At 56.2% G+C, this 21,216-nt stretch carries 18 protein-coding genes; 14 read left to right on the top strand and 4 right to left on the bottom strand.

Features of this window, described 5'->3' with window-relative positions:
* Positions 1-5: 5 nt before the first annotated feature.
* From AC3IUF_RS21300 to AC3IUF_RS21265, 8 genes are all read left to right on the top strand, one after another.
* Positions 6-2,219: a glycosyltransferase gene (locus AC3IUF_RS21300; protein ID WP_489279242.1), complete on the top strand. Its 2,214-nt coding sequence runs from the start codon at positions 6-8 to the stop codon at positions 2,217-2,219.
* A gap of 95 nt (positions 2,220-2,314) precedes the next feature.
* Entirely contained in the window at positions 2,315-3,247 is a 933-nt protein-coding gene (locus AC3IUF_RS21295; RefSeq protein WP_007908483.1) for an NAD-dependent epimerase/dehydratase family protein, read from the top strand.
* A 48-nt stretch (positions 3,248-3,295) separates the two neighbouring features.
* The gene (locus AC3IUF_RS21290) at positions 3,296-4,642 is read left to right on the top strand and encodes a glycosyltransferase (protein WP_489279240.1); all 1,347 of its coding nucleotides are present in this window, start codon (positions 3,296-3,298) and stop codon (positions 4,640-4,642) included.
* 169 nt (positions 4,643-4,811) lie between these two features.
* Positions 4,812-5,405, top strand: coding sequence for an adenylyl-sulfate kinase (gene cysC / locus AC3IUF_RS21285; RefSeq protein ID WP_007908485.1), 594 nt, complete (start codon positions 4,812-4,814; stop codon positions 5,403-5,405).
* Positions 5,402-6,778, top strand: coding sequence for an FAD/NAD(P)-binding protein (locus AC3IUF_RS21280; RefSeq protein ID WP_489279238.1), 1,377 nt, complete (start codon positions 5,402-5,404; stop codon positions 6,776-6,778). Before cysC ends, AC3IUF_RS21280 begins: the two co-directional genes overlap by 4 nt.
* A 173-nt stretch (positions 6,779-6,951) precedes the next feature.
* Positions 6,952-7,923 (top strand): UDP-glucose 4-epimerase family protein, encoded by a 972-nt coding sequence (locus AC3IUF_RS21275; protein WP_414916837.1) that lies wholly within the window; start codon positions 6,952-6,954, stop codon positions 7,921-7,923.
* On the top strand, positions 7,920-8,936 hold the full coding sequence (locus tag AC3IUF_RS21270) for an MraY family glycosyltransferase (RefSeq protein ID WP_489279236.1): 1,017 nt from the start codon (positions 7,920-7,922) through the stop codon (positions 8,934-8,936). The genes AC3IUF_RS21275 and AC3IUF_RS21270 overlap by 4 nt, the downstream gene beginning before the upstream one ends.
* Positions 8,937-9,343: 407 nt before the next feature.
* Positions 9,344-10,951, top strand: coding sequence for a glycosyltransferase (locus AC3IUF_RS21265; RefSeq protein ID WP_007908492.1), 1,608 nt, complete (start codon positions 9,344-9,346; stop codon positions 10,949-10,951).
* 10 nt (positions 10,952-10,961) lie between these two features.
* Here AC3IUF_RS21265 and AC3IUF_RS21260 read toward each other — a convergent pair whose 3' ends face one another.
* The gene (locus AC3IUF_RS21260) at positions 10,962-11,726 is read right to left on the bottom strand and encodes an SGNH/GDSL hydrolase family protein (protein WP_007908493.1); all 765 of its coding nucleotides are present in this window, start codon (positions 11,724-11,726) and stop codon (positions 10,962-10,964) included.
* Positions 11,727-11,915: 189 nt separating this feature from the next.
* Between AC3IUF_RS21260 and AC3IUF_RS21255 the strand changes: the two genes are divergently transcribed.
* From AC3IUF_RS21255 to fabF, 4 genes are all read left to right on the top strand, one after another.
* On the top strand, positions 11,916-13,910 hold the full coding sequence (locus AC3IUF_RS21255) for a polysaccharide biosynthesis protein (RefSeq protein WP_007908494.1): 1,995 nt from the start codon (positions 11,916-11,918) through the stop codon (positions 13,908-13,910).
* Between the two features lie 110 nt (positions 13,911-14,020).
* Entirely contained in the window at positions 14,021-14,356 is a 336-nt protein-coding gene (locus AC3IUF_RS21250; RefSeq protein ID WP_007908495.1) for a ComEA family DNA-binding protein, read from the top strand.
* A gap of 216 nt (positions 14,357-14,572) precedes the next feature.
* Complete coding sequence (locus AC3IUF_RS21245; protein WP_007908497.1) at positions 14,573-15,376, top strand: SDR family NAD(P)-dependent oxidoreductase; 804 nt, start codon at positions 14,573-14,575, stop codon at positions 15,374-15,376.
* A 22-nt stretch (positions 15,377-15,398) separates the two neighbouring features.
* Entirely contained in the window at positions 15,399-16,673 is a 1,275-nt protein-coding gene (gene fabF, locus AC3IUF_RS21240; protein WP_489279234.1) for a beta-ketoacyl-ACP synthase II, read from the top strand.
* On the opposite strand, the gene AC3IUF_RS21235 is transcribed toward fabF, so the two are convergent.
* From AC3IUF_RS21235 to eat, 3 genes are all read right to left on the bottom strand, one after another.
* On the bottom strand, positions 16,670-17,224 hold the full coding sequence (locus AC3IUF_RS21235; RefSeq protein ID WP_007908503.1) for a TetR/AcrR family transcriptional regulator: 555 nt from the start codon (positions 17,222-17,224) through the stop codon (positions 16,670-16,672). The genes fabF and AC3IUF_RS21235 overlap by 4 nt on opposite strands.
* Positions 17,225-17,361: 137 nt before the next feature.
* Positions 17,362-17,529 (bottom strand): DUF2897 family protein, encoded by a 168-nt coding sequence (locus AC3IUF_RS21230; protein ID WP_007908505.1) that lies wholly within the window; start codon positions 17,527-17,529, stop codon positions 17,362-17,364.
* Positions 17,530-17,658: 129 nt separating this feature from the next.
* A complete protein-coding gene (eat, locus tag AC3IUF_RS21225; RefSeq protein ID WP_007908507.1) occupies positions 17,659-19,023 on the bottom strand; it encodes an ethanolamine permease in 1,365 nt (454 codons plus the stop codon).
* 384 nt (positions 19,024-19,407) lie between these two features.
* On the opposite strand from eat, the gene kdpF reads away from it, so the two are divergent.
* The gene (kdpF, locus tag AC3IUF_RS21220) at positions 19,408-19,497 is read left to right on the top strand and encodes a K(+)-transporting ATPase subunit F (RefSeq protein ID WP_007899818.1); all 90 of its coding nucleotides are present in this window, start codon (positions 19,408-19,410) and stop codon (positions 19,495-19,497) included.
* A gap of 8 nt (positions 19,498-19,505) precedes the next feature.
* A complete protein-coding gene (gene kdpA / locus AC3IUF_RS21215; protein WP_489279233.1) occupies positions 19,506-21,200 on the top strand; it encodes a potassium-transporting ATPase subunit KdpA in 1,695 nt (564 codons plus the stop codon).
* Positions 21,201-21,216 lie beyond the last annotated feature (16 nt).

Here is a 21,216-nt window from a genome sequence, read left to right as displayed (position 1 = left end):
ATATTATGTCGAACTCTGCGCAGATTGATGCTCTTCCAAGCGCCGATCCGGTTGAAATGGCGAATCGATACGAACCGATAAATGGATCGAGTGGTGGTCCTCAGCAAGCTGACGTCCTTGTCGTCAGCAGTGCGAGCGCTACGCTCACCGATTTTTCGAATCTGTATCGATCCCTTCTGGGGCAGACATTCCAGTCCTGGAAATGGCTTATTTGCTTTGAAGGTGGCACGGCGCCGCAATTTGCCGATGAGTTCTTGCAAGCTATAGCCGTTGATAAGCGTGTGCAGGTACTTGATCGTACAGAGTGCTCTTATGCGAATGACGTTTGGGCATTTCCTGAATATGTAGTTCTGGCTGATGCAGCAACAGCGTTTGATCCGACATTTATCGAGAAGGGTATCTGGTTTCTAGAGTCCAACCCTGAGTTCGCTTTTTGCAACTCCTTCGGCACGATAACGGGAGAGCAGCGCGTGCCAGTACGGCACAGCTTGAGTCAAGGCAAATATTACCTCGAGCACCCTCATCCCAAAGTCAGAGGCATTGTGGTTCGCAAGTCGGTCATCTTGCAGATGTCTGAAGAAGTAGCGCCTCTCGTCGACGGCAGAGATCCAACATCGTTTCTCGCTCGCCTGGCGGATGCGGGTCATTGGGGTTTTACCATTGCAGAGTTTCTGCAGACCTTTAGCAAAGTATCGTCGCGACAAGACCTTGACGATTCACCCTCACTGCCGCTCAAGCCTGTTCCTAGCCCTCAGCGTCGTTATCCCTCTGCCTATGAAACATTGCCCGAGGGCGTTGTATTCAATAATCCGTTGAAAGGCAACGTGCGCGGTAGAAGGGTCATGTTTTTACTGCCGTGGATGGTTGAGGGCGGGGCTGATCGCGTCAATATTGATCTCATTCAAGGGCTCGTTGCGGGCGGCGCCGATGTAACGGTATGCGCTACCCTTGAGGCTGATCATCGGTGGCAGGACAAGTTTGCGGAGTGGACGGCGGATATCTTCATTCTGCCGAATATTCTTTCGCTGTCAGATTTTCCAAGGTTCCTCTTGTATCTCATTGCCTCCAGACAGATCGACACTGTATTGGTAGCCGGGAGTACGCTGGGTTATCAGCTTCTTCCTTACTTGCGCACGCAGGCGCCAGCGACGACGTTCCTGGACTTGAGTCATACCGAGGAAATGCACTGGCTCAACGGCGGGCATCCGCGATTTGGCGTCGGTTATCAGGATGCGCTGGACATGAACGTGGTCAGTACTCGCCATCTGTCCGAGTGGATGGTGGAGCGCAATGCTGATGCCGGGAAAGTTCGTGTCATGTACACGGGAATCAAATCGCACCCGGTATCGCTTTCGCAAACTCAGCGAGCTGAAAAACAGCGTGGTCTAGGCCTTGATGAACAGGCCTTTACCATCATTTTTGCGGGGCGCATGTGTGACCAGAAGCGACCGCTGAAGCTGGCTGAAATCCTCAACGGTTTGAAACAGGCTGGCATTCGCTTCAATGCATTGATCATCGGTGAGGGCGAATTACGTCCCGCGTTCGAGGCATCAATCAAGCAGTATGGCTTGGGTGCAGAAGTTCATGTAATTGGTGCGAAACCGCATGCTGAGTGGCTCTCATTGCTGGCGATTTCCGATGTGTTGCTAATGCCTTCGGAATACGAGGGAATCTCGGTCGCTCTTCTTGAGTCAATGGCTGCAGGCGTTGTGCCGGTGGTCGCCGATGTTGGTGGACAGGATGAGCTGGTGGGGGAGGAAACCGGGTATCTGGTCCCGCACGGCGAAGACGAGGTCAGTCGCTATGTTGACGTATTGAAGGTGCTGTCGAAAGATCCGGCGATGCGTGAGCGAAAGGCGCAGGCGTGCCGGCAGTTGATCGAGGCTCATTACACTGCAGCCGCGACCAATCGTCAGTGGTTGCAGATCTTGGATGAGGCTCAAGCCAACAGGGCGCAGTCACCCCAACCGTTCATGGCGGCAGGGCTCGCGAGAGAGCTGGCGACGACTGCGCTGGAGAACCGTCGTGTGACATCTTATCTGGATTATCTCTACTCTACGCATTGCCTGACAAATGATGCGCAGACCGAGGTTCCAGTCAAGGCCGGAATTCTACGGTTGTTAATTTCACAAGTTCGCCAATATCCATTTACTAAATACTTGCTGAAAAACCCATTGATTAAAAAGGTTGCGCAAAAGTTGAAAGTGTTGGTTTCTTGACGCTTTGTCGCTTTTGTGTTAATTTTTTTGTCATTTTTATTGGCTGATTAACGTCAATTTTTTTGTCATTTTTTCGATGTCAGTCGAGAGTTTTTATGAAAATTACAGTATTTGGTGGTGGTGGTTTTATCGGATCAACAATTGTTGATCGCTTGTTGTTAGATGGTCATTCAATTCGAGTTTTTGAGCGTCCTCGCGTAGTTGAATATCGTAAGTTTTTATCTCATGAATGTGTCGAATGGATGACAGGCGATTTGTCGTCCACCAGTGATATAAACAAGGCAGTAGAAGGTGCCGATGTTGTTTTTCATCTGGTCTCCACCACGCTGCCGAAAAGCTCGAATGAAGATCCGGTCTACGATGTCCAGAGCAATGTCGTTGCAAGTTTGCAGCTGCTCAATGCAATGGTTGCGCACAAGGTTGGCAGAATCGTTTTCATTTCTTCCGGAGGCACTGTCTATGGCGCTCCGAAGTACCTGCCGATCGATGAAAAACACCCGACAGATCCAGAAGTTTCTTATGGCATCACCAAGCTGACCATCGAGAAATATCTGCAAATGTACAACCATCTGTATGGCATCAAGCCTGTCGTTCTGCGGGTCGCCAACCCTTACGGCGAGCGTCAGCGCGTGGAGACTGCGCAGGGCGCGGTGGGTGTGTTCATCCATAACGTGCTGAAGGGCTTGCCGATCGAGATTTGGGGTGATGGTAGCGTCGAGCGCGATTTCCTGCATGTCAGCGATGTGGCCGAGGCGTTCGCCAAGGCGGCTACCTACTCGGGTAGCGCCAGTGTCTTCAATATCAGTTCCGGCGTGGGTACCAGCCTGAACAGTCTCATGTCGATGATCGAAGAAGTCAGCGGTGAGCCGGTTGCCCGTAACTACAAGCCTGGCCGTTCTTTCGATGTGCCAGTGAGTGTGCTGAGCAACGATCTGGCGCGCGACGAACTGGGCTGGGAGCCCAAGGTTTCGATGAAGGAAGGGATCGTGCGAACTTTCGAGTGGGCCAAGAACGAACAGCAGAAGTGAGGGTGGTCGGGTGAGTTACCGTCTGCTCGGTGTCAGCGTTGGTTGCAAATGAAGGTTCTGCTCACGGTTCATCAGTTTTTCCCGGAGTTTTCTGCGGGTACTGAGGTTTTGACGCTGTCCGTTGCCCGCGTATTGAAAACCCTTGGCCATGAGGTCAGGATTTTTACGGGCTATCCGGCTACCGAGGCGCTCGCGGACAGTGAGCGCTTCGATCAATATAGTTATGACTCGATTCTGGTTGATCGTTTTCGGCACGCCTATGTGCCCATGGGCGATCAAAGTTCAAAAATCGAGATCGGTTATGACAACCATCTGGCCGCTGACTTTTTCGGGCACTTGCTGGAAGAGTTCAAGCCGGATGTCGTGCATTTCTTTCACCTCAATCGTCTCGGCACCGGCCTGATCGAAAAAGCGGTCGCTGCCGGTGTGCCTGCGTATTACACGCCAACCGACTTCTGGAGTATTTGTCCTACCGGGCAGTTGCTGCGTTGTGGCGGGCGGGCATGTGCGGGGCCAAGTACGGATGCGGGGAACTGTGTCGTGCATTTTGCTGCAAGTCAGTTGCCTGAGCGCATGGGCAGGCTGGCGACCGCGGTTCCGGATGTCATCAGCGATTTGCTCGTGCGCATTGCTCGCTCGCCTCGGCTGCCAGCGGGTTCCCTGGTGCGCGAGGTGCGCGCATTGCATGGTCGTCTTGAGCGTAATGTCGGGCGGCTGAATATGCTCCAGGGCATCATCGCCCCCAACCAGATGATCGAAACGCTGCTGACCCGTAATGGCGTGCGCCCAGATATCGTGGTCAAGTCGTCCTACGGCATCAATCTTGATCAGCCAGTTGTGGTGCGAGATCGAGCGCGGCGTGAGCGCCCCTTGGTCTTGGGATTCATTGGTACGCTCGCTTCACACAAAGGCTGCCATGTGCTTTTGGAGGCGTTGCAGCAGTTTTCTTCACGCGATGTGCGACTGAGAATTTACGGCAAGCAGACGGAATTTCCCGACTATGTAGCCGGCTTGCATCGGCTGGCGGATGGCAATGAAGCCGTTACGTTTTGCGGCACTTTCGCCAACGAAGACATATTCGATGTATTGGGTGGGCTGGACGCACTGATAGTGCCATCTGTCTGGAATGAAAATACGCCACTGGTCGTCTATTCGGCACAGGCTGCCGGTTGCCCGGTTGTGGCTTCCGATGTACCCGGAATCGCTGAGGCCGTGACCCATGATTTCAATGGATTGCTGTTTGAACCAGGCAGCGTGTTGGGCCTTGAAAGCGCATTGAAACGTCTGCTTGCCGAGGAGGGTTTATTGGCAAAGCTGTCGTCGAATTCCACGCCTCCAAAATCCGTTGCTGTTTATGTAAATGAGTTGTTACAGAGATGGACGTTATCCAAGTAACAGCGTCGGCTATTGTTCCGGTGTAGAGGTTTTTCTTGGCGCCGGCAGACGCTGGGTCTATTCTTCACGCTTAATTACGAACTTGGGTTCAATGCTCGCAGATCTAATTTCTGGCAGCGTTGGAAAGCCTGATTTAAGTCAATGTGTATATAACTGCGGTGTAGTTTCGATGACGGAAAATCTTGTCGCTCATCAGATGGTCGTCGACCGGGAGCAGCGGAGCGCTCTTAAACAGCAGCGCCCTGTGGTTCTTTGGTTTACCGGGCTTAGCGGCGCCGGCAAATCGACGATCGCCAACGCTCTAGAGCAGGCACTGCTTGAGAATAATCGTCATACCTACTTGCTGGACGGAGACAACATGCGTCTCGGTCTGTGCAATGATCTCGGGTTCAATGATCATGATCGGGCGGAAAACATCCGCCGGATCGCTGAAGTAGGCAAGCTGTTCGTTGACGCTGGCCTGATCGTCGTCAGCGCCTTCATTTCGCCGTTTCGCCTTGACCGGGCATTGGCCAGGAAAGTGATCGGTGACGAGTTCTTCGTTGAGGTCTACATCAGTACGCCGTTACCTGAGTGCGAGCGCCGCGACCCGAAGGGTCTGTATGGCAAGGCCCGCTCGGGCATGATCAAGAATTTCACCGGTATCGACTCGTTGTACGAGCCTCCGTTGAACCCGGATATCACGATCAACACACTTGAAGAAGATGTGTCCGTATCTGTCGAGAAGATTATGCAGTATCTGGTCGGGCGGATCGAACGTTGAAGACTCTGGTCATCATTGGTGCCGGATTCAGTGGCGCGGTAACCGCTGTTCAATTCCTCCAGGTGTGCAAACCTGGCACTCGAGTGGTGTTGCTCAACCGTTCCGGTGAAATGGCCCGTGGTCTGGCTTACGGAACCAACAGTTCGCGGCACTTGCTTAATGTGCCAGCGGGGAACATGACGGCGCTGGTTGATCAGCCTGATCATTTTCTGCGTTTTTGCGAAAGCCGTTTGCCGGGTACTGCGGCGGGGACTTTTGTTCCTCGCAAGCTCTACGGCGAATACCTCTCGGGACTGCTCGCCGAGGCTGAACATCAGTGCCGTGATGGCGTCAGTTTCGAGCGGATCACCACCGAAGCTCACAGCATCGAAGCGGAGAACGGAAAAGCCCGGATACGTATTGCTGATGGCCGGGAAATACTGGCCGATCATGTGATTCTCGCGTTCGGTAACTTTTCACCGTTCAACCCGGCTATCACGTCCATTCCCCGTGCCGCAGGGCGCTATATCGCTGATCCGTGGTCGGGAGAAATCGAGGTGCCGATCGACCCGCAGGCTCCGGTTCTGTTGCTGGGCGCAGGATTGACTGCGCTGGATGTGGCCCTGACCCTGGATCAACAAGGGCACACCGGGGCGGTGTACATGCTTTCGCGGCGAGGCGTTCAGCCGTTGCCCCATCGTACTTCGGGACATGTCGATAGCATTGCCGGTGAGGTGGTTCAAACGCTTCTTGCCTCCGCTCCGAGCGTGCGCAGCTATCTGCGCCACATGCGCTCATTGGTTCGTGTTGCCTCTAAGGATGGCGTCGACTGGCGTGATGTCATTGCCGCCGTGCGTCCAGTCACTGCACAACTGTGGGAGCGTTTGAGCGAGACCGAACGCCGACGTTTCCTGCGTCACGTCCAAGTGTATTGGGACGCCCATCGCCACAGAGTCGCACCGGCTTCGTATGCGGCGTTTTCCGCGCAGTTGGAGCTGGGCAGGCTGAAGCCGATGGCGGGCAGAATCCAGGACATCGAAGTGTTGCCCAATGGTTTGCGCGTTCAAGTCGGGCTGCGTGGTACTGCGGCGGTAGAGTCTCTGGATGTTTCGCATATCATCAATTGCACCGGGCCGAATTCCAATCTGGCGCGTGTCGATGATCGCTTGATCGTGCAATTGCGGCAGTCGGGGCTGATTCGATTGGATAAACTCGGCCTGGGCGTTTGCGTCGATGAGGCGCTTTCCGTTCAGGATGAGCACGGCGCCCCTGTCAGTTGGCTGAGCTACGTCGGGCCAATGCTCAAGGCGCAGTTCTGGGAAGCCACGGCTGTTCCAGAGCTTCGTCGTTATGCGCGAGATCTGGCCCTGCGGGTTGCCGCGAAAATCGGCTGATTCATATCGCGACGATCAGTGTCACGGGCTTGTCCTTTCAGGCATCACGGTTTCCACTGGCGTGTAGTTTGGCCTCGCTGTTTGCAGCGGGGTCCAATCCTCTTTTGGATAATTTGATGGTCAGTAGTCGTGATGCAATTTCAAGCGTCAATATTCGTTACCGAGCCTGAACAATGAAAGTTGAAACGGTACTTGTCTCCGGCGGTTCAGGCTTTTTGGGTGGTGCCTTGCTGCGACACCTGGATACCAGCGGGCAGTATTCCCTGATTGCCGCGTTGCGCAAGGAATGTAGCGATCTCCCCCCATCCATTCGACGTTTCCTGTTTGCGGATCTTACGGCTGATGTCGATTGGCGAGATGCGCTTGATCAGGTTGATGTGGTGGTACATTCAGCTGCACGGGTTCACGTCATGGATGAATCCGCTGCTGATCCGCTGACCGAGTTTCGCAGGGTAAATGTCGATGCCACATTGAATCTGGCCCGGCAGGCTGCAAGTGCAGGCGTGAAGCGCTTCATCTACATCAGCTCGATCAAGGTCAATGGCGAATCAACTTCGCCTGGCATTGCGTTTACAGCAGATGACACGCCCGCGCCCCTCGACCCTTATGGCATTTCCAAACTTGAGGCCGAACTTGGCTTAAAGGCGCTCGCAATCGCTACCGGAATGGAAGTGGTCATCATCCGGCCCGTTCTGGTGTATGGCGCGGGCGTCAAAGCCAACTTCCTCAGCATGATTCGCTGGGTACAACGCGCAGTGCCGTTGCCGTTTGGTGCGGTGCATAACAAGCGCAGCCTGGTCAGTCTGGATAATCTGGTGGATTTGATCGAGACGTGTATGAGACACCCTTCGGCGGCTAATCAGACATTTCTGGTCAGCGACGGGCATGACGTCTCGACAACCGAGCTGTTACGCAGTCTGTCTGCTGCGCTGCACAAGCCCTCTCTGTTAATACCGTTGCCGGTGAGCCTGATGAGCGCTGCGGCGAAACTATTGGGTAAAGAGGCCGTCGCACAGCGCATCTTTGGTTCTCTGGAAGTCGATATCAGTAAGAATCAACGTCTGTTGGGCTGGGTTCCGCCGGTCAGTTTTCCGCGGGCTCTTGACGCCACAGTAAAACCATTCCTGGATGCTCGAAAAAAATGAATGACTGGTGGCTAGTTCCGGTTGTTGCGATCCTGTCGTTCGCACTCACGGGTTTTTTACGTCGTTATGCAATTTCGCGTAGCCTGATCGATATTCCCAATCAGCGCAGTTCCCACTCGATCCCAACACCGCGTGGTGGCGGTGTGGCCATCGTCCTGACCTTTATCTTCGCCATGTGCGTTTTGTTCGCTGTCGGGCTGACGACCAAGGATGCGTTGATTGCCTTGGTCGGCGCCGGCAGTATCACGGCGGTTATCGGTTTTCTGGATGATCACGGTCACATTGCCGCCCGCTGGCGCCTGCTGGCGCATTTTTCTGCCGCCGCTTGGGGCGTTTATTGGGTGGGTGGGCTATCGCCGTTGGTGATTGCCGGTGTCAGCGTTGATCTGGGATGGCTCGGACATTTTCTCGCGCTGTTTTATCTGGTCTGGATGCTGAATCTCTACAACTTCATGGATGGTATCGACGGTATTGCCGGTGTCGAAGCCGTCACGACATGCGCTGGTGCCTGTCTGATTTACTGGCTCAGTGGCTTCCCGCAACTGTTATGGCCACCTGCGTTACTGGCGGTATGCGCTGCCGGTTTTCTGTGCTGGAACTTTCCCCCGGCAAAAATTTTCATGGGCGATGCGGGCAGTGGCTTCCTCGGTATCATTCTTGGCGTGTTGTCGCTGCAGGCGGCATGGACTGATCCCGGTTTGCTGTGGGTCTGGCTGATACTGCTTGGCGTGTTCATCGTTGATGCAACGTTCACGTTGATGCGTCGATTGTTGCGCGGCGATAAAGTCTACGAAGCGCATCGCAGCCACGGCTATCAGTTTGCGTCCCGACAGTTTGGCAAGCACCTGCCCGTGACTGTGGCAGTCGGGCTGATCAATGTGTTCTGGCTGCTGCCGATTGCGCTCTGCGTGAGCTACTGGAAAGTGGACGGTGCATTGGGCTTGGTTGTGGCGTACTTGCCACTTGTCTGGCTGGCGGTTAAGTATCGAGCGGGCGAACTTGAGCGATCTTAAGTAGTTGGGCAGGTCGCATCGTCCTGTGCGCTCCCTGCCGCCCATCGCCGATTACGGCTGCTGCGCAAGTGTCGGAAAACCGGCCAGGATGTGTATCATGCTCCACCCAGATAGATTATTGCCCGTCTGTATCACGGACTGCGAAATCAGGTGGCGCATGACACATTTCGGTTTGTGTACATTTATGGTTCGAGATAGGTGAGAGGCTGGGAAACACTGCACCGTTCATCAAAGGTGGAGAAGCACTCGATCCCTTGAAACTGCTTAATTAGAAGGAATAGATTTTGGCTCGCAATAGTTTTTTCTCGAAGCTGTCCCGGCTCTTTGTCCAACGATCAGAAAGCGTTGAGATCTCCAGGTTGCCCCAGCCAAAGTCACCCGCTGAGCCAGTTATCGTTGGAGCCCCTGTGGTTGAGCCGCCGGCGGTCGTTCAGATTGAACATCACACGCGCAGGCTGCCAGACAATTTTGACGCGGCGCTCTATCTGAAAATGAATCCGGATCTCGGTACGGCAATTGATCCGATTGCCCATTACCTGAATCATGGTTTTCAGGAAAGCTGGCGTATCGTGACGCTGCCCAGAATCAAAATGTCCGACAGTCGTCAGTTCGATCCTTCGCGAGAAACGGTCATGGTCGTCAGTCACGAAGCATCCCGATCAGGTGCGCCGATACTTGCCCTTAACCTGGTGCAGCGTTTATCCGCCAGTTACAACGTAGTCGCGCTTTTGCTCGGCAATGGCCCGCTTCTTGAGGACTTCGAAGATGCAGCGGTTGCGACAATGGCGAGCCCGCGACTGAAAAACAATCTTCCCTACACACAGTTCGCCATTGAAAAACTGTGCAGCGACTTCAATTTCAAGTTCGCACTGGTTAACAGCATGGAGTGCCGCGTGGTTCTGGAGCCACTGGCCCGGCATTTCGTGCCCGCTATTCCGTTGATCCATGAATTTGCGTCCGCATACCCCAATTCCGCCGCTCTGTTTTCAGATGCCAAGTTGTGGTCTAGCGACCTGGTGTTTTCCGCGGATATTACTTGGGAGAGTGCCAAAGATTTATGTCCGGCCCTGAAACCTCTGAGCGCCCACATTATTCCTCAGGGACATTGTGCGCTGCCCGCACCAGTTGTCGAACAGGAAAGGCAGCAATTGGAGTCTGATTACTTGCGCGGCAAGATGCGGCCTGCCACCGATACTGAGAGGAAGTTCGTAATTCTCGGCGCTGGCTATGTCAATTTCCGAAAAGGCGCCGACATCTTCATTCAATGCGCGATCAAAGCCATGCTGACTCCCGGTGGGGAGAAGTTTCGTTTTGTCTGGATCGGTAAAGGCTTTAACCCCGATGTAGAAGATGGCTATTCGGTTTATCTCGCCGATCAGATCAAGCGTTCGGGGCTGGGGGATCGCTTCGTGATGCTGGACGAGACGTCCGCTATTGCAACGGCTTATGAAGAAGCTGACCTGTTGTTTATCTCGTCTCGATTGGACCCGTTGCCGAACGTCGCCATTGATGCTTTCGATGCGCGATTGCCAGTGCTCTGCTTCGACAAAGCGACAGGCATATCTGACTTCCTTTCATTTGGCGGCCTGCGCGATTCCTGTATCGCTGATTATCTTGATGTTGACAGCGCCGTGCGAAAAATTTTCGCATTGGCCGACTCCAGTGAACTGTATGAAGAGGCAGTCGCCAAGAGTCATGCAGCATCGAAAATCTACTTCGATATGGACAGGTATGTTGCGGAACTTGAGTCTGTCGGTGTTAAAGCCGCTGTACGCGCTCAACAGGAAAAACGTGATGTTCAATTGATTTCGGACTCGGGCTTGCTCGACAGCAGTCAGCGAGACGCGCGATTGTATGTTCGCGCATGGGCCAGCGGCATAAACCCGCAGTCGCCTCGCTCAGACTTCCAGCCCGATGTATATGCCGAACAACATGGTGTGGAAATCCCGGGCAGCGACCCATTTGCCGATTACATTCGCACGGGTTCTCCGCAAGGCGTATGGAACAACGCCTGACAGGGTCACCTCACCTGCGGCGAAAGTAACGCTCCACCAGCCTGCCCAAGAGCGTCGGTTTGCTCTTTGCGAGATGTTCTTCGACAGGCTGGGTTACACCGCTTGATTGATCCGAATGCGCGTAACGTTCGAGCACCGGCGCCAGCAGCGGTGCAATCATTAGCGAGTGGGCAGAGGGATCGTAGTGATGGTCGCTCGGATCGGTGTTTCGAAGCGTTTCTTTGAGACTTCCCGTTGCGTCCAGCGACAGACTGTCCATGTTTATATGACTGATGCCCTGATGGACGCAAAAAACCTCCATCAGACTATTGAACTCAATAGTCAACCGGGTTCTTTCAGCGAGAGTGGCCTGCACCTCCTTACGCAAGTTGGCAACTTCGCCCCAATCCATTCCATCTCGAATGGTGGGGAGGGGAGTGCTGATGCAGATCACATGATGGGTCTGTTTAATGTCCTGAAGAAGTTTCTGATAGTTATCAACTGCCAATTGCAACATTTGCGATACAGCGTTGCCGTGCTTTTGCGCTCGATACCAAATCACAAAACCGGTGTCGACCTCGCCCAGCATTACGATCGCCGTTTTGGCCGTTGTCGCCTCCAGCGCTGCTTTGAACTGTGGCATGGCCTGAGTTAGGGCGTTTGGATTTTTTAATCCAGAAACGGTTGCCCCTCCTACCGAAGTCACTTCGAACGTGTATTCGGGAAGCAGTGCTTTCAGTATTTCGGAGTTGAATACCGATGCGTGAGAGTCGCCGAGTACAACTACTGGGATCATTGTCTGATTAATTCCTGATTCATCGGGGTTGCGAAAAGGCAATGGTGAAATTCTATAGGGTCGCCGCGTTTACTCCGAGAACCAATTCACCTTTTCTGGGGCCAATTATTCAGATGAAGACGCCAGCATTGAGGTTACAATGCTGGTCGTCGACTGTTTAAGGAGGGAGCCACGTGCTCGAGCGGCTGAATGGATAAAGTGCGGACTGTCTTGCTGGGCTTGCCTCGTAAGCAAAAACGTTTGCTGCAGGTGGCTACCGACGTCGTCCTGGTCTGGGTTGCTCTCTGGATGTCGTTCATCGTGCGCCTCGGCATCGATGACATGTACAACCCCTTGAAGGCTCACATCTGGCTCTTTGCATTCGCCCCTGTCATCGCCATTCCACTCTTTATTCGCTTTGGCATGTACCGGGCCGTGATGCGTTACTTTGGTAACGACGCCCTGATTGCCATCGTCAAGGCGGTCAGCCTGTCCTCGCTGATTCTGGCGGTCGTCGTTTACTGGTACAGCAATCACGAAGCCGTAGTGCCGCGCTCGATCATCTTCAACTACTGGTGGTTGAGCATGATGATCATCGGCGGCCTGCGCCTGTGCATGCGCCAGTTTTTCATGGGCGACTGGTTTACCGCAGCTCAACACGTACCGTTTACCAGCCGCGATGACGGTTTGACCAAGGTCGCCGTGTACGGTGCCGGTGTCGCCGGCAATCAGCTGGTTGCCGCTTTGCGCATGGGGCGCGTGATGCGTCCGGTGGCCTTTATCGATGATGATCCGGGCATTTCCGATCGTTCGATTTCCGGGCTTCAGGTCTACAAACCTAAGCACATTCAACATATGATCGATGTCACCGGTGCCCAGGAGATACTCCTCGCGCTGCCGTCGTCGACCCGCGCCAGGCGCCGGGAAATCCTCAACCTGCTCGAGGGTTTTCCGCTGCACGTGCGCAGTGTGCCGAATTTCACCGATCTGGCCAGTGGTCGCGTCAAGGTCGAGGATATCCAGGAAGTGGATATCGCCGACTTGCTCGGGCGTGACGCCGTACCGGCCCAACCGGACCTGTTGGCGCGTTGCATCAATGGCAAAGTGGTGATGGTCACAGGCGCTGGTGGTTCGATCGGCTCGGAGTTGTGCCGACAGATCTTCACTCTGGGGCCGACCACGCTCGTGTTGTTCGAACATAGCGAATTCAATCTCTACAGCATTCTCTCCGAACTCGAACAACGGGGTTGCCGGCAGTCGGTTCCGGTACGTCTGTTGCCTATCCTCGGTTCCATCCGTCATCAAGACAAACTGCTCGATGTGATGAAAACCTGGAAAGTCGACACCGTGTATCACGCAGCAGCCTATAAGCATGTGCCGATGGTTGAGCACAATATTGCTGAAGGTGTACTGAACAACGTGATCGGCACGCTCAATACAGCGCAGGCGGCATTGCAGTCGGGCGTGTCGAATTTCGTGCTTATCTCCACCGATAAAGCCGTGCGCCCGACGAACATCATGGGCAGTACCAAGCGTCTGGCCGAGTTGACGCTGCAGGCCCTCAGCTGTGAAAGTGCACCGGTATTGTTTGGTGACAGTGCCAACGTGTCGCGGGTCAACAAGACCCGGTTCACCATGGTGCGTTTCGGCAATGTTCTCGGTTCCTCGGGTTCAGTGATTCCGCTGTTCCACAGTCAGATCAAGTCCGGTGGCCCGCTGACGGTCACTCACCCGAAAATCACCCGCTATTTCATGACCATCCCCGAGGCCGCCCAATTGGTGATCCAGGCCGGCTCCATGGGGCAGGGCGGGGATGTGTTTGTGCTGGACATGGGCGAACCGGTGAAAATCGTCGAGCTGGCAGAAAAAATGATCCACCTGTCCGGCTTGAGCATTCGCTCCGAACGCAATCCGCAGGGCGATATTTCCATCGAGTTCACCGGGCTGCGCCCCGGCGAAAAGCTCTACGAAGAGCTGTTGATCGGCGACAACGTGGCCGCCACCCAGCACCCGATGATCATGACGGCGAGCGAAGACCACCTGCCGTGGGATGTGCTGAAAACCCGCTTGAGCGAATTGCTTCTGGCCGTGGAACGCGATGATTATGCGCGGGTCCGTCAACTGCTGCGCGAAACGGTCAGCGGCTATATGCCGGACGGCGAGATCGTCGATTGGATCTATCAGCAACGCCGTCTCGAACCCTGATTGTTTCACATCCTGTAACGCACGCATTTTTGACATCGCTCCAGCATGACCTACGTTTGGAGAGCAGCTTCGGAAAAGCTGCTTTCTCAAACGATGATGGAGCGTCACTAATGCGTACCGGTTACTTCTACTCTCTGATTTTCGCTTTCCTTACCAGCGCCTCGATCGCCGCTATTGCCGCACCTGTTGCGCCAGCGGAGTCGCCCAAGGCGCCTTTGGTGATGGATACCGCGGCACCTTCCCTGAGTGCAAAAATCGATCTTAACGATGCCGACGCGGCAACGCTGCAAAAGGAGCTGGCGGGAGTTGGTGAGGCCAAGGCCAAAGCGATTGTTGCTTATCGTGAAACAAACGGGCCTTTTGCATCGGTGGATGAGTTGCTGGAAGTGAAGGGTATTGGCAAGGCGATTCTGGATCGCAATCGCGACAAGCTGGAAGTCAACTAAGCTAAGTGTTCAACGCCAAGGGGGCCGGTCATTGACCGGCCTTTTTTACTTGCGCAGCGTATGGCCGCTAGTGTTGGTGGAGAGGGCAGCCGTCGGCCACTTTAAAATTACGGCTATCATATTGCGTTTGGATTATGCCTATAATAATTTGCCGGTGCGTCGAGCCAACGTGGCTCATCGGCAACTTCCTCCATCAAGCGTTCCAGGAGCATTCTCATGAGTTCCGCCCAATCCCAAGGTACTGCTCTCGTTACCGGCGCATCGTCCGGTATCGGTGCGATTTACGCTCAGCGCCTGGCGGCGCGTGGTTTTGATCTGCTGCTGGTTGCCCGTGACAAGGACCGTCTGGAAAGTGCTGCGAGCCGGTTGCGTGACGCCCATGGCGTTCAGGTTGAAGTTCTCAAGGCCGATCTGACACAGAAGGACGACGTGCTCAAACTCGAACAGCGCTTGCGCAGTGATTCGAGCATCAGCCTGCTGGTCAATAACGCCGGTGTGGCAGCGGACGGACTGCTGGCCAACGCCGATATGGACCAATTGGAGCGCCTGATCCAGTTGAACATCACCGCAGTCACCCGCCTGGCATCGGCTGCTGCTGCCAGTTTCGCCAAGGCCGGTCGTGGCACGATCATCAATATCGCCTCGGTGGTGGCGTTGTTTCCGGAACGCTTCAACGCTACCTACAGCGCCAGCAAAGCTTATGTACTGAGCCTGACTCAATCGCTTAACACTGAACTCGAAGGCACCGGCGTGCAGATCCAGGCCGTGCTGCCGGGCGTGACCCGCACCGAAATCTGGGAGCGCTCGGGTATCGATGCCAGTGGCATTCCGGCAGAAATGGTCATGGACGCAGGCGAGATGGTCGATGCGGCGCTGGCCGGTCTGGATCAGGGCGAGTTGATCACCATTCCTTCGCTACCTGACGCAGGCGAATGGCATGCCTTTGTAGCGGCTCGTCATGTCATGGCACCGAACCTTTCCCGCAGTGCTGCAGCCCAACGCTACAAGTCCGGCAATTGAATTGATCAGAGGTCATCACGGTATGGATTCGCGTCGAATAGTCGTCACGGGCATGGGCCTGGTTTCACCCTTGGGCAGCGATCTTGAAGTCGTATGGCAGCGCTTGCTGGCCGGGCGTTCTGGTCTGCGTAACTTGCCTGAGGCAACGGTCGCTGATTTGCCCACGCGAGTCGGCGGCGCGGTGCCGACGCTGGAAGAGGATGCTGAAGCAGGTTTTGATCCGGATCGCGCCACGTCACCCAAGGAACAGAAGAAGATGGACCGCTTTATTCTGTTCGCCATGGAGGCTGCCCGGCAGGCGCTGGAGCAGGCTGACTGGCATCCGTCGGAGAGCAAAAACCAGGAGCGTACCGCAACGATCATCGGTTCCGGTGTCGGTGGTTTCGGCGCGATTGCCGACGCCGTGCGCACCACCGACAGTCGCGGTCCTCGGCGTTTGTCACCATTTACCATTCCGTCGTTTCTGGTCAATCTCGCGGCAGGGCACGTGTCCATTCAGCACGGCCTCAAGGGGCCTTTGGGGGCGCCGGTGACGGCGTGCGCTGCGGGTGTTCAAGCGATTGGCGATGCGGCGCGCTTGATTCGCGCCGGCGAAGCGGATATTGCCGTGTGCGGTGGCGCGGAAGCTTGCATCGACCGCGTCAGTCTTGCCGGTTTTGCGGCAGCACGGGCACTGTCGAGCGGTTACAACGACACCCCGGAGCGCGCATCTCGACCATTCGACAGCGGTCGCGACGGTTTCGTGATGGGCGAGGGCGCGGGGCTGCTGGTGATCGAATCTCTGGAGCATGCCTTGGCCCGGGGGGCCAAGCCTTTGGCTGAGCTGGTCGGTTATGGCACCAGCGCCGACGCCTATCACCTGACGGCCGGGCCGGAAGATGGCAGCGGTGCCAGGCGGGCGATGACGTTGGCACTGGCGCAGGCGGGTATCGAGCCGGAACAGGTGCAACACCTCAACGCTCATGCGACTTCGACCCCGGTGGGCGACCTCGGCGAACTGGCGGCGATCAAAGCGTTGTTCGGCACGCAAAATAAAATCGCCGTGACCTCGACCAAGTCAGCCACCGGTCATTTGCTCGGCGCTGCCGGCGGGCTTGAAGCCATTTTCACACTGTTGGCCATTCGTGATCAGGTCGTTCCGCCGACGCTGAATTTCGACAATCCCGATCCGGCGAGCGCAGGGGTGGACATCGTCCATGGCCAAGCGCGGCCGATGTCGATCGAATATGCACTGTCCAATGGTTTCGGGTTTGGCGGGGTCAATGCCAGCGTGCTGTTCAAGCGCTGGCAGGCTTAGTCGCGGTTCTTGAGATGATCGCGGGTGACATCGAGGATGCGTTGCGCAAACTCGGCATCCGCGACGCTGCGTGACAGCAGCAGCGCGCCGACCAGTGTCGACATGATGACGATGGCGCGGTCAGCGCTGTTCTCTCCTTCGAGGCTGTTTTCGATCTGCTCCAGCCGCGCGTTGAGGACCACGTCGCTGGTGGGGCTAGGTTGGCCACGCAGGCCCAGCTCGGAAGAAATGGTCAGCAACGGACAACCTTCATGCGGCGATGTCTGGTGCCATTCGGACAGATACGTTTCGATGAAGACATCGAGCGGATTGTCCTGGGAAAAAATCTCGGCGCACAAACCGTCGACCTGGTTGCCGGCCTCTTGCAAGGCTTTCTCGACCAATTCGTCCTTGGACTTGAAATGTGAGTAGAAACCGCCATGGGTCAGACCCAGCGCTTTCATCAGGGGTTGCAGGCCTGTAGCGCCGATTCCGTCCTTGCGAAAGCGAGCCGAAGCCTCCTTGATGATGCGCTGATGGGTCTGGGCTTTATGATCCTGCGAATAACGCATGTGGAACTCTCCGCAACAATGTCCCCATCTTAACCAAGGAAAATTAGATGGTGACTGTACTTCTACTTCTTAAAAGCGTGCAGATAGGTCCAATGGCTATAAAAAGCACAAACCCCGCCGATCAGGCGGGGTTGTGTTCAACGGTCCTGCGCATCTTTGGCGTCCGCTTCGGCATTGCGTTGGGCAACGCGTCGGCGTTCTTCATCGGTCAGATCGACCTTGTTGGCGGTGTCGCGCAACATCATCAATCCGCCGACGATCGAGCCGATTGCAACGACTAGAATCAACCAGGCATACCAAGGCATAACGGCTCTCCTTAAGGGCAGGTCGACGGACGAGGATTTCGCCGTGCGACGCTGCATACCACGTTTGAGCGAAGTGAACTCGCAGTGGTTCCATTCTAGGCCGCTTGCACCCGGTACACCCGAAATCCCTCAATTGCCCGTCAGCATCGCATCGGCCGGTGCGTTGGCACGCAGTTGTCCGGTGAGCAGGAAGTAGCCGAAACCGACTGCCATGAAGCCGAGGAAGATCAGCCCGATCAACGCGTTGAACCACGCCATCGCCACCAGACACACCACCGCCAGCACCAAGGCAATCAGCGGAATCAACGGGTAGCACGGCGCGCGGAAGGTACGTTCCAGATTCGGTTCCGATTTACGCAGTTTGAACAGACTGAGCATGCTCATGATGTACATCACGATCGCGCCGAATACCGCCATGGTGATCATCGCGGCGGTGAGGGTCATGCCGCCGAGGTTGATCAGACCGTCGCTGTAAATCGCCGCGATGCCGATGATGCCGCCGACAATGATGGCGCGGTGTGGCGTCTGGAAGCGTGAGAGTTTCGCCAGCGAGGCTGGGAGATAACCCGCGCGAGCCAGAGCGAAGAACTGCCGTGAATAGCCGAGGATGATGCCGTGGAAACTGGCGACCAGACCGAACAGACCGATCCACACCAGCATGTGCAGCCAGCCGGAGTTGTCGCCGACCACGGTTTTCATCGCCTGCGGTAGTGGGTCGTTGATGTTGGCCAAGGTGCGCCAGTCGCCGACGCCGCCGGCAAAGAACATCACACCCATCGCCAGCAACACCAGGGTCAGAATGCCGCTTATATAAGCCTTGGGAATCGTGCGTTTCGGATCCTTGGCTTCTTCGGCAGCCATCGCCGCGCCTTCGATGGCCAGGAAGAACCAGATCGCAAACGGAATGGCCGCGAACATCCCGGCAATCGCCGGCGCGCCAAACACGTCGGAGCCGGCCCAGCCATTCAAGGCAAAGTTGCTGAAGCTGAACGCAGGGGCGACCACGCCCATGAACACCAGCAATTCAGCCACGGCCAGCACGCAAACAATCAGTTCGAAAGTAGCCGCCAGTTTCACCCCAAGAATATTCAGCCCCATGAACACGATGTACGCACCGACCGCCGCGTGTTTCGGATCGAGCGCCGGAAACTGCACATTAAGGTAGGCGCCAATGGCTAGGGCGATTGCCGGTGGGGCGAAGACGAACTCGATCAGCGTTGCCAACCCGGCAATCAAGCCACCCTTTTCACCGAAGGCGCGACGGCTGTAGGCGAACGGCCCACCCGCATGGGGAATTGCGGTCGTGAGTTCGGTGAAACTGAAGATAAAACAGGTGTACATGGTCGCGACCATGAACGAGGTCACCAGGAACCCCAGGGTCCCGGCCACACCCCAGCCGTAACTCCAGCCGAAGTACTCTCCGGAAATCACCAGCCCTACCGCAATGCCCCACAGGTGCAGCGTGCCCAGCGTGGGTTTGAGTTGTGTGTTCATGCGTTTGCTCCCTGAACGGTTTGAAAAGCTCGGGAGAGGGCGTTTGCAGTGGGCGTGCCATTGCGTTGAAACAAGTCGTAATGAGTTGAAAGCTGTCGTATCGGGGATGTTCGCGGTGGGATAGCTGCTTTTTGTGCGCCAGTTGGGTGCGATGTCGGCGTTGATGCCGTCTTCGCGAGCAGGTGAGTGCATTTCAAAATGTGGGAGCGAGCCTGCTCGCGAAGAGGCCCGCCTGACGGCGCAAAAACCTGCTGTAACGCCCGCATAAACCCACTCTTTACGCTTTCTTTATGCCCCGCAGCACCCCTCGCTCTCGTTCCTTTACAGCCTCCTTTCCGACAATGCCTCCACACGCGGCAATACGCCGTAACACGGAGATCTTCCATGAGCGTTCTGGACGGGGTGTCACTGCTATTGGCAGTGGGGCTGTTCATTTATCTGTTGGTTGCGCTGTTGCGCGCGGATCGGAACTAGGAGCGGCTATGCACAGTTATGACTATTGGCTGATCCTCGCGTTTTTCGCGGTGGTCCTGCTGCCGGCGCCGCTGCTCGGGCGCTTCTACTACAAAGTGATGGAAGGTCAGCGCACCTGGCTGACGCCGGTTCTCGGCCCGGTCGAGCGCGGTTGCTATCGCATCGCCGGGGTCGATCCGCAGGCTGAGCAGAGCTGGCAGAAGTACACGCTGGCGCTGCTGGCGTTCAACCTCGCCGGTTTCCTGCTGCTGTTCGCGATTCTGTTGTTCCAGGATCACTTGCCACTGAACCCGCAAAATCTGCCGGGCCAGGAGTGGACGCAGGCGTTCAACACCGCGGTCAGTTTCATGACCAACACCAACTGGCAGTCCTACAGCGGCGAAGCGACCCTCAGCTACCTGAGCCAGATGGTCGGTCTCACCGTGCAGAACTTCGTCAGCGCCGCCACCGGCCTGGCCGTGCTGGTTGCGCTGTGCCGTGGCATTGGCCGCAAATCGACGAAAACTCTCGGCAACTTCTGGGTCGACATGACCCGCGCCACCCTCTACGGCCTGTTGCCGTTGTGCTTGCTGTTGGCGCTGTATCTGGTCTGGCAGGGCGTGCCGCAGACCTTTGCGCAGTATGTGAACGCGGTGACGATGCAAGGCGTTGATCAAGTGATCCCGCTCGGCCCGGCCGCCAGCCAGATTGCGATCAAGCAACTGGGCACCAACGGCGGCGGCTTCTTCGGCGTCAACTCGGCGCATCCGTTCGAGAACCCGACCGCGTGGAGCAACCTGTTCGAAGTCGCTTCGATCATTCTGATTCCGGTGGCGCTGGTGTTCACCTTCGGCCACTACGTCAAAGACCTGCGCCAGAGCCGCGCGATTATCGCCTGCATGCTCGCGCTGTTCCTGATCGGTGGCGCGACCTCGCTGTGGGCCGAATATCAGCCGAACCCGTCTCTGAACAACGCTGCCGTTGAACAGACTGCACCGCTGGAAGGTAAAGAAGCGCGCTTCGGCACCACCGCCACGGTGCTGTGGTCGGTGACGACGACGGCCGCGTCGAACGGTTCGGTCAACGGCATGCACGACAGCCTCAACCCGCTCAGCGGCATGGTCGCGCTGGTCAACATGATGGTCGGCGAAGTGATCTTCGGCGGCGTTGGTGCCGGGCTCTACGGCATGTTGCTCAACGTGCTGATCGCGGTGTTCCTCGCCGGTTTGATGATCGGTCGCACCCCGGAATACCTCGGCAAGAAACTCCAGGCGCGTGAGGTGCAATTACTGGTGGTGACCCTGCTGGTCATGCCGGTCGGCGTGCTGGTGCTCGGTGCGATTGCCGCAGCGGTTCCCAGTGCTGCGGCGACCATCAGCAACCCCGGCCCGCACGGTTTCAGCCAGTTGCTCTATGCCTACACCTCGGCGAGCGCCAACAACGGCTCGGCGTTCGGTGGTCTGAGCGCCAACACACCGTTCCACAACCTGATGCTCGGTCTGGGCATGTTGATCGGTCGCTTCGGTTACATCCTGCCGGTTCTGGCCTTGGCCGGCAGCCTGGCGATGAAGAAAGCCGCACCGATCGGGCAGAACAGCTTCCCGACCCACGGCCCGCTGTTCGTGACCCTGTTGACCGTGACCATTTTGCTGGTGGGCGGCTTGACCTTTCTGCCGACACTGGCGCTCGGCCCAATCGCGGAACACCTGAGCATGGGCTTCTAAGCCTTTCATTTTAGGA

The sequence above is a fragment of the Pseudomonas sp. KH_040 genome (assembly GCF_057839305.1).
This window is presented reverse-complemented; position numbering and strand designations above follow the sequence as displayed.

Coding starts and splice junctions, on each gene's coding strand:
- AC3IUF_RS21300 (WP_489279242.1), top strand. CDS start 6: ATGTCGAACTCTGCGCAGATTGATGCTCTTCCAAGCGCCGATCCGGTT.
- AC3IUF_RS21295 (WP_007908483.1), top strand. CDS start 2,315: ATGAAAATTACAGTATTTGGTGGTGGTGGTTTTATCGGATCAACAATT.
- AC3IUF_RS21290 (WP_489279240.1), top strand. CDS start 3,296: ATGAAGGTTCTGCTCACGGTTCATCAGTTTTTCCCGGAGTTTTCTGCG.
- cysC (WP_007908485.1), top strand. CDS start 4,812: ATGACGGAAAATCTTGTCGCTCATCAGATGGTCGTCGACCGGGAGCAG.
- AC3IUF_RS21275 (WP_414916837.1), top strand. CDS start 6,952: ATGAAAGTTGAAACGGTACTTGTCTCCGGCGGTTCAGGCTTTTTGGGT.
- AC3IUF_RS21270 (WP_489279236.1), top strand. CDS start 7,920: ATGAATGACTGGTGGCTAGTTCCGGTTGTTGCGATCCTGTCGTTCGCA.
- AC3IUF_RS21260 (WP_007908493.1), bottom strand. CDS start 11,726: ATGATCCCAGTAGTTGTACTCGGCGACTCTCACGCATCGGTATTCAAC.
- AC3IUF_RS21255 (WP_007908494.1), top strand. CDS start 11,916: ATGGATAAAGTGCGGACTGTCTTGCTGGGCTTGCCTCGTAAGCAAAAA.
- AC3IUF_RS21250 (WP_007908495.1), top strand. CDS start 14,021: ATGCGTACCGGTTACTTCTACTCTCTGATTTTCGCTTTCCTTACCAGC.
- AC3IUF_RS21245 (WP_007908497.1), top strand. CDS start 14,573: ATGAGTTCCGCCCAATCCCAAGGTACTGCTCTCGTTACCGGCGCATCG.
- fabF (WP_489279234.1), top strand. CDS start 15,399: ATGGATTCGCGTCGAATAGTCGTCACGGGCATGGGCCTGGTTTCACCC.
- AC3IUF_RS21235 (WP_007908503.1), bottom strand. CDS start 17,224: ATGCGTTATTCGCAGGATCATAAAGCCCAGACCCATCAGCGCATCATC.
- AC3IUF_RS21230 (WP_007908505.1), bottom strand. CDS start 17,529: ATGCCTTGGTATGCCTGGTTGATTCTAGTCGTTGCAATCGGCTCGATC.
- eat (WP_007908507.1), bottom strand. CDS start 19,023: ATGAACACACAACTCAAACCCACGCTGGGCACGCTGCACCTGTGGGGC.
- kdpF (WP_007899818.1), top strand. CDS start 19,408: ATGAGCGTTCTGGACGGGGTGTCACTGCTATTGGCAGTGGGGCTGTTC.
- kdpA (WP_489279233.1), top strand. CDS start 19,506: ATGCACAGTTATGACTATTGGCTGATCCTCGCGTTTTTCGCGGTGGTC.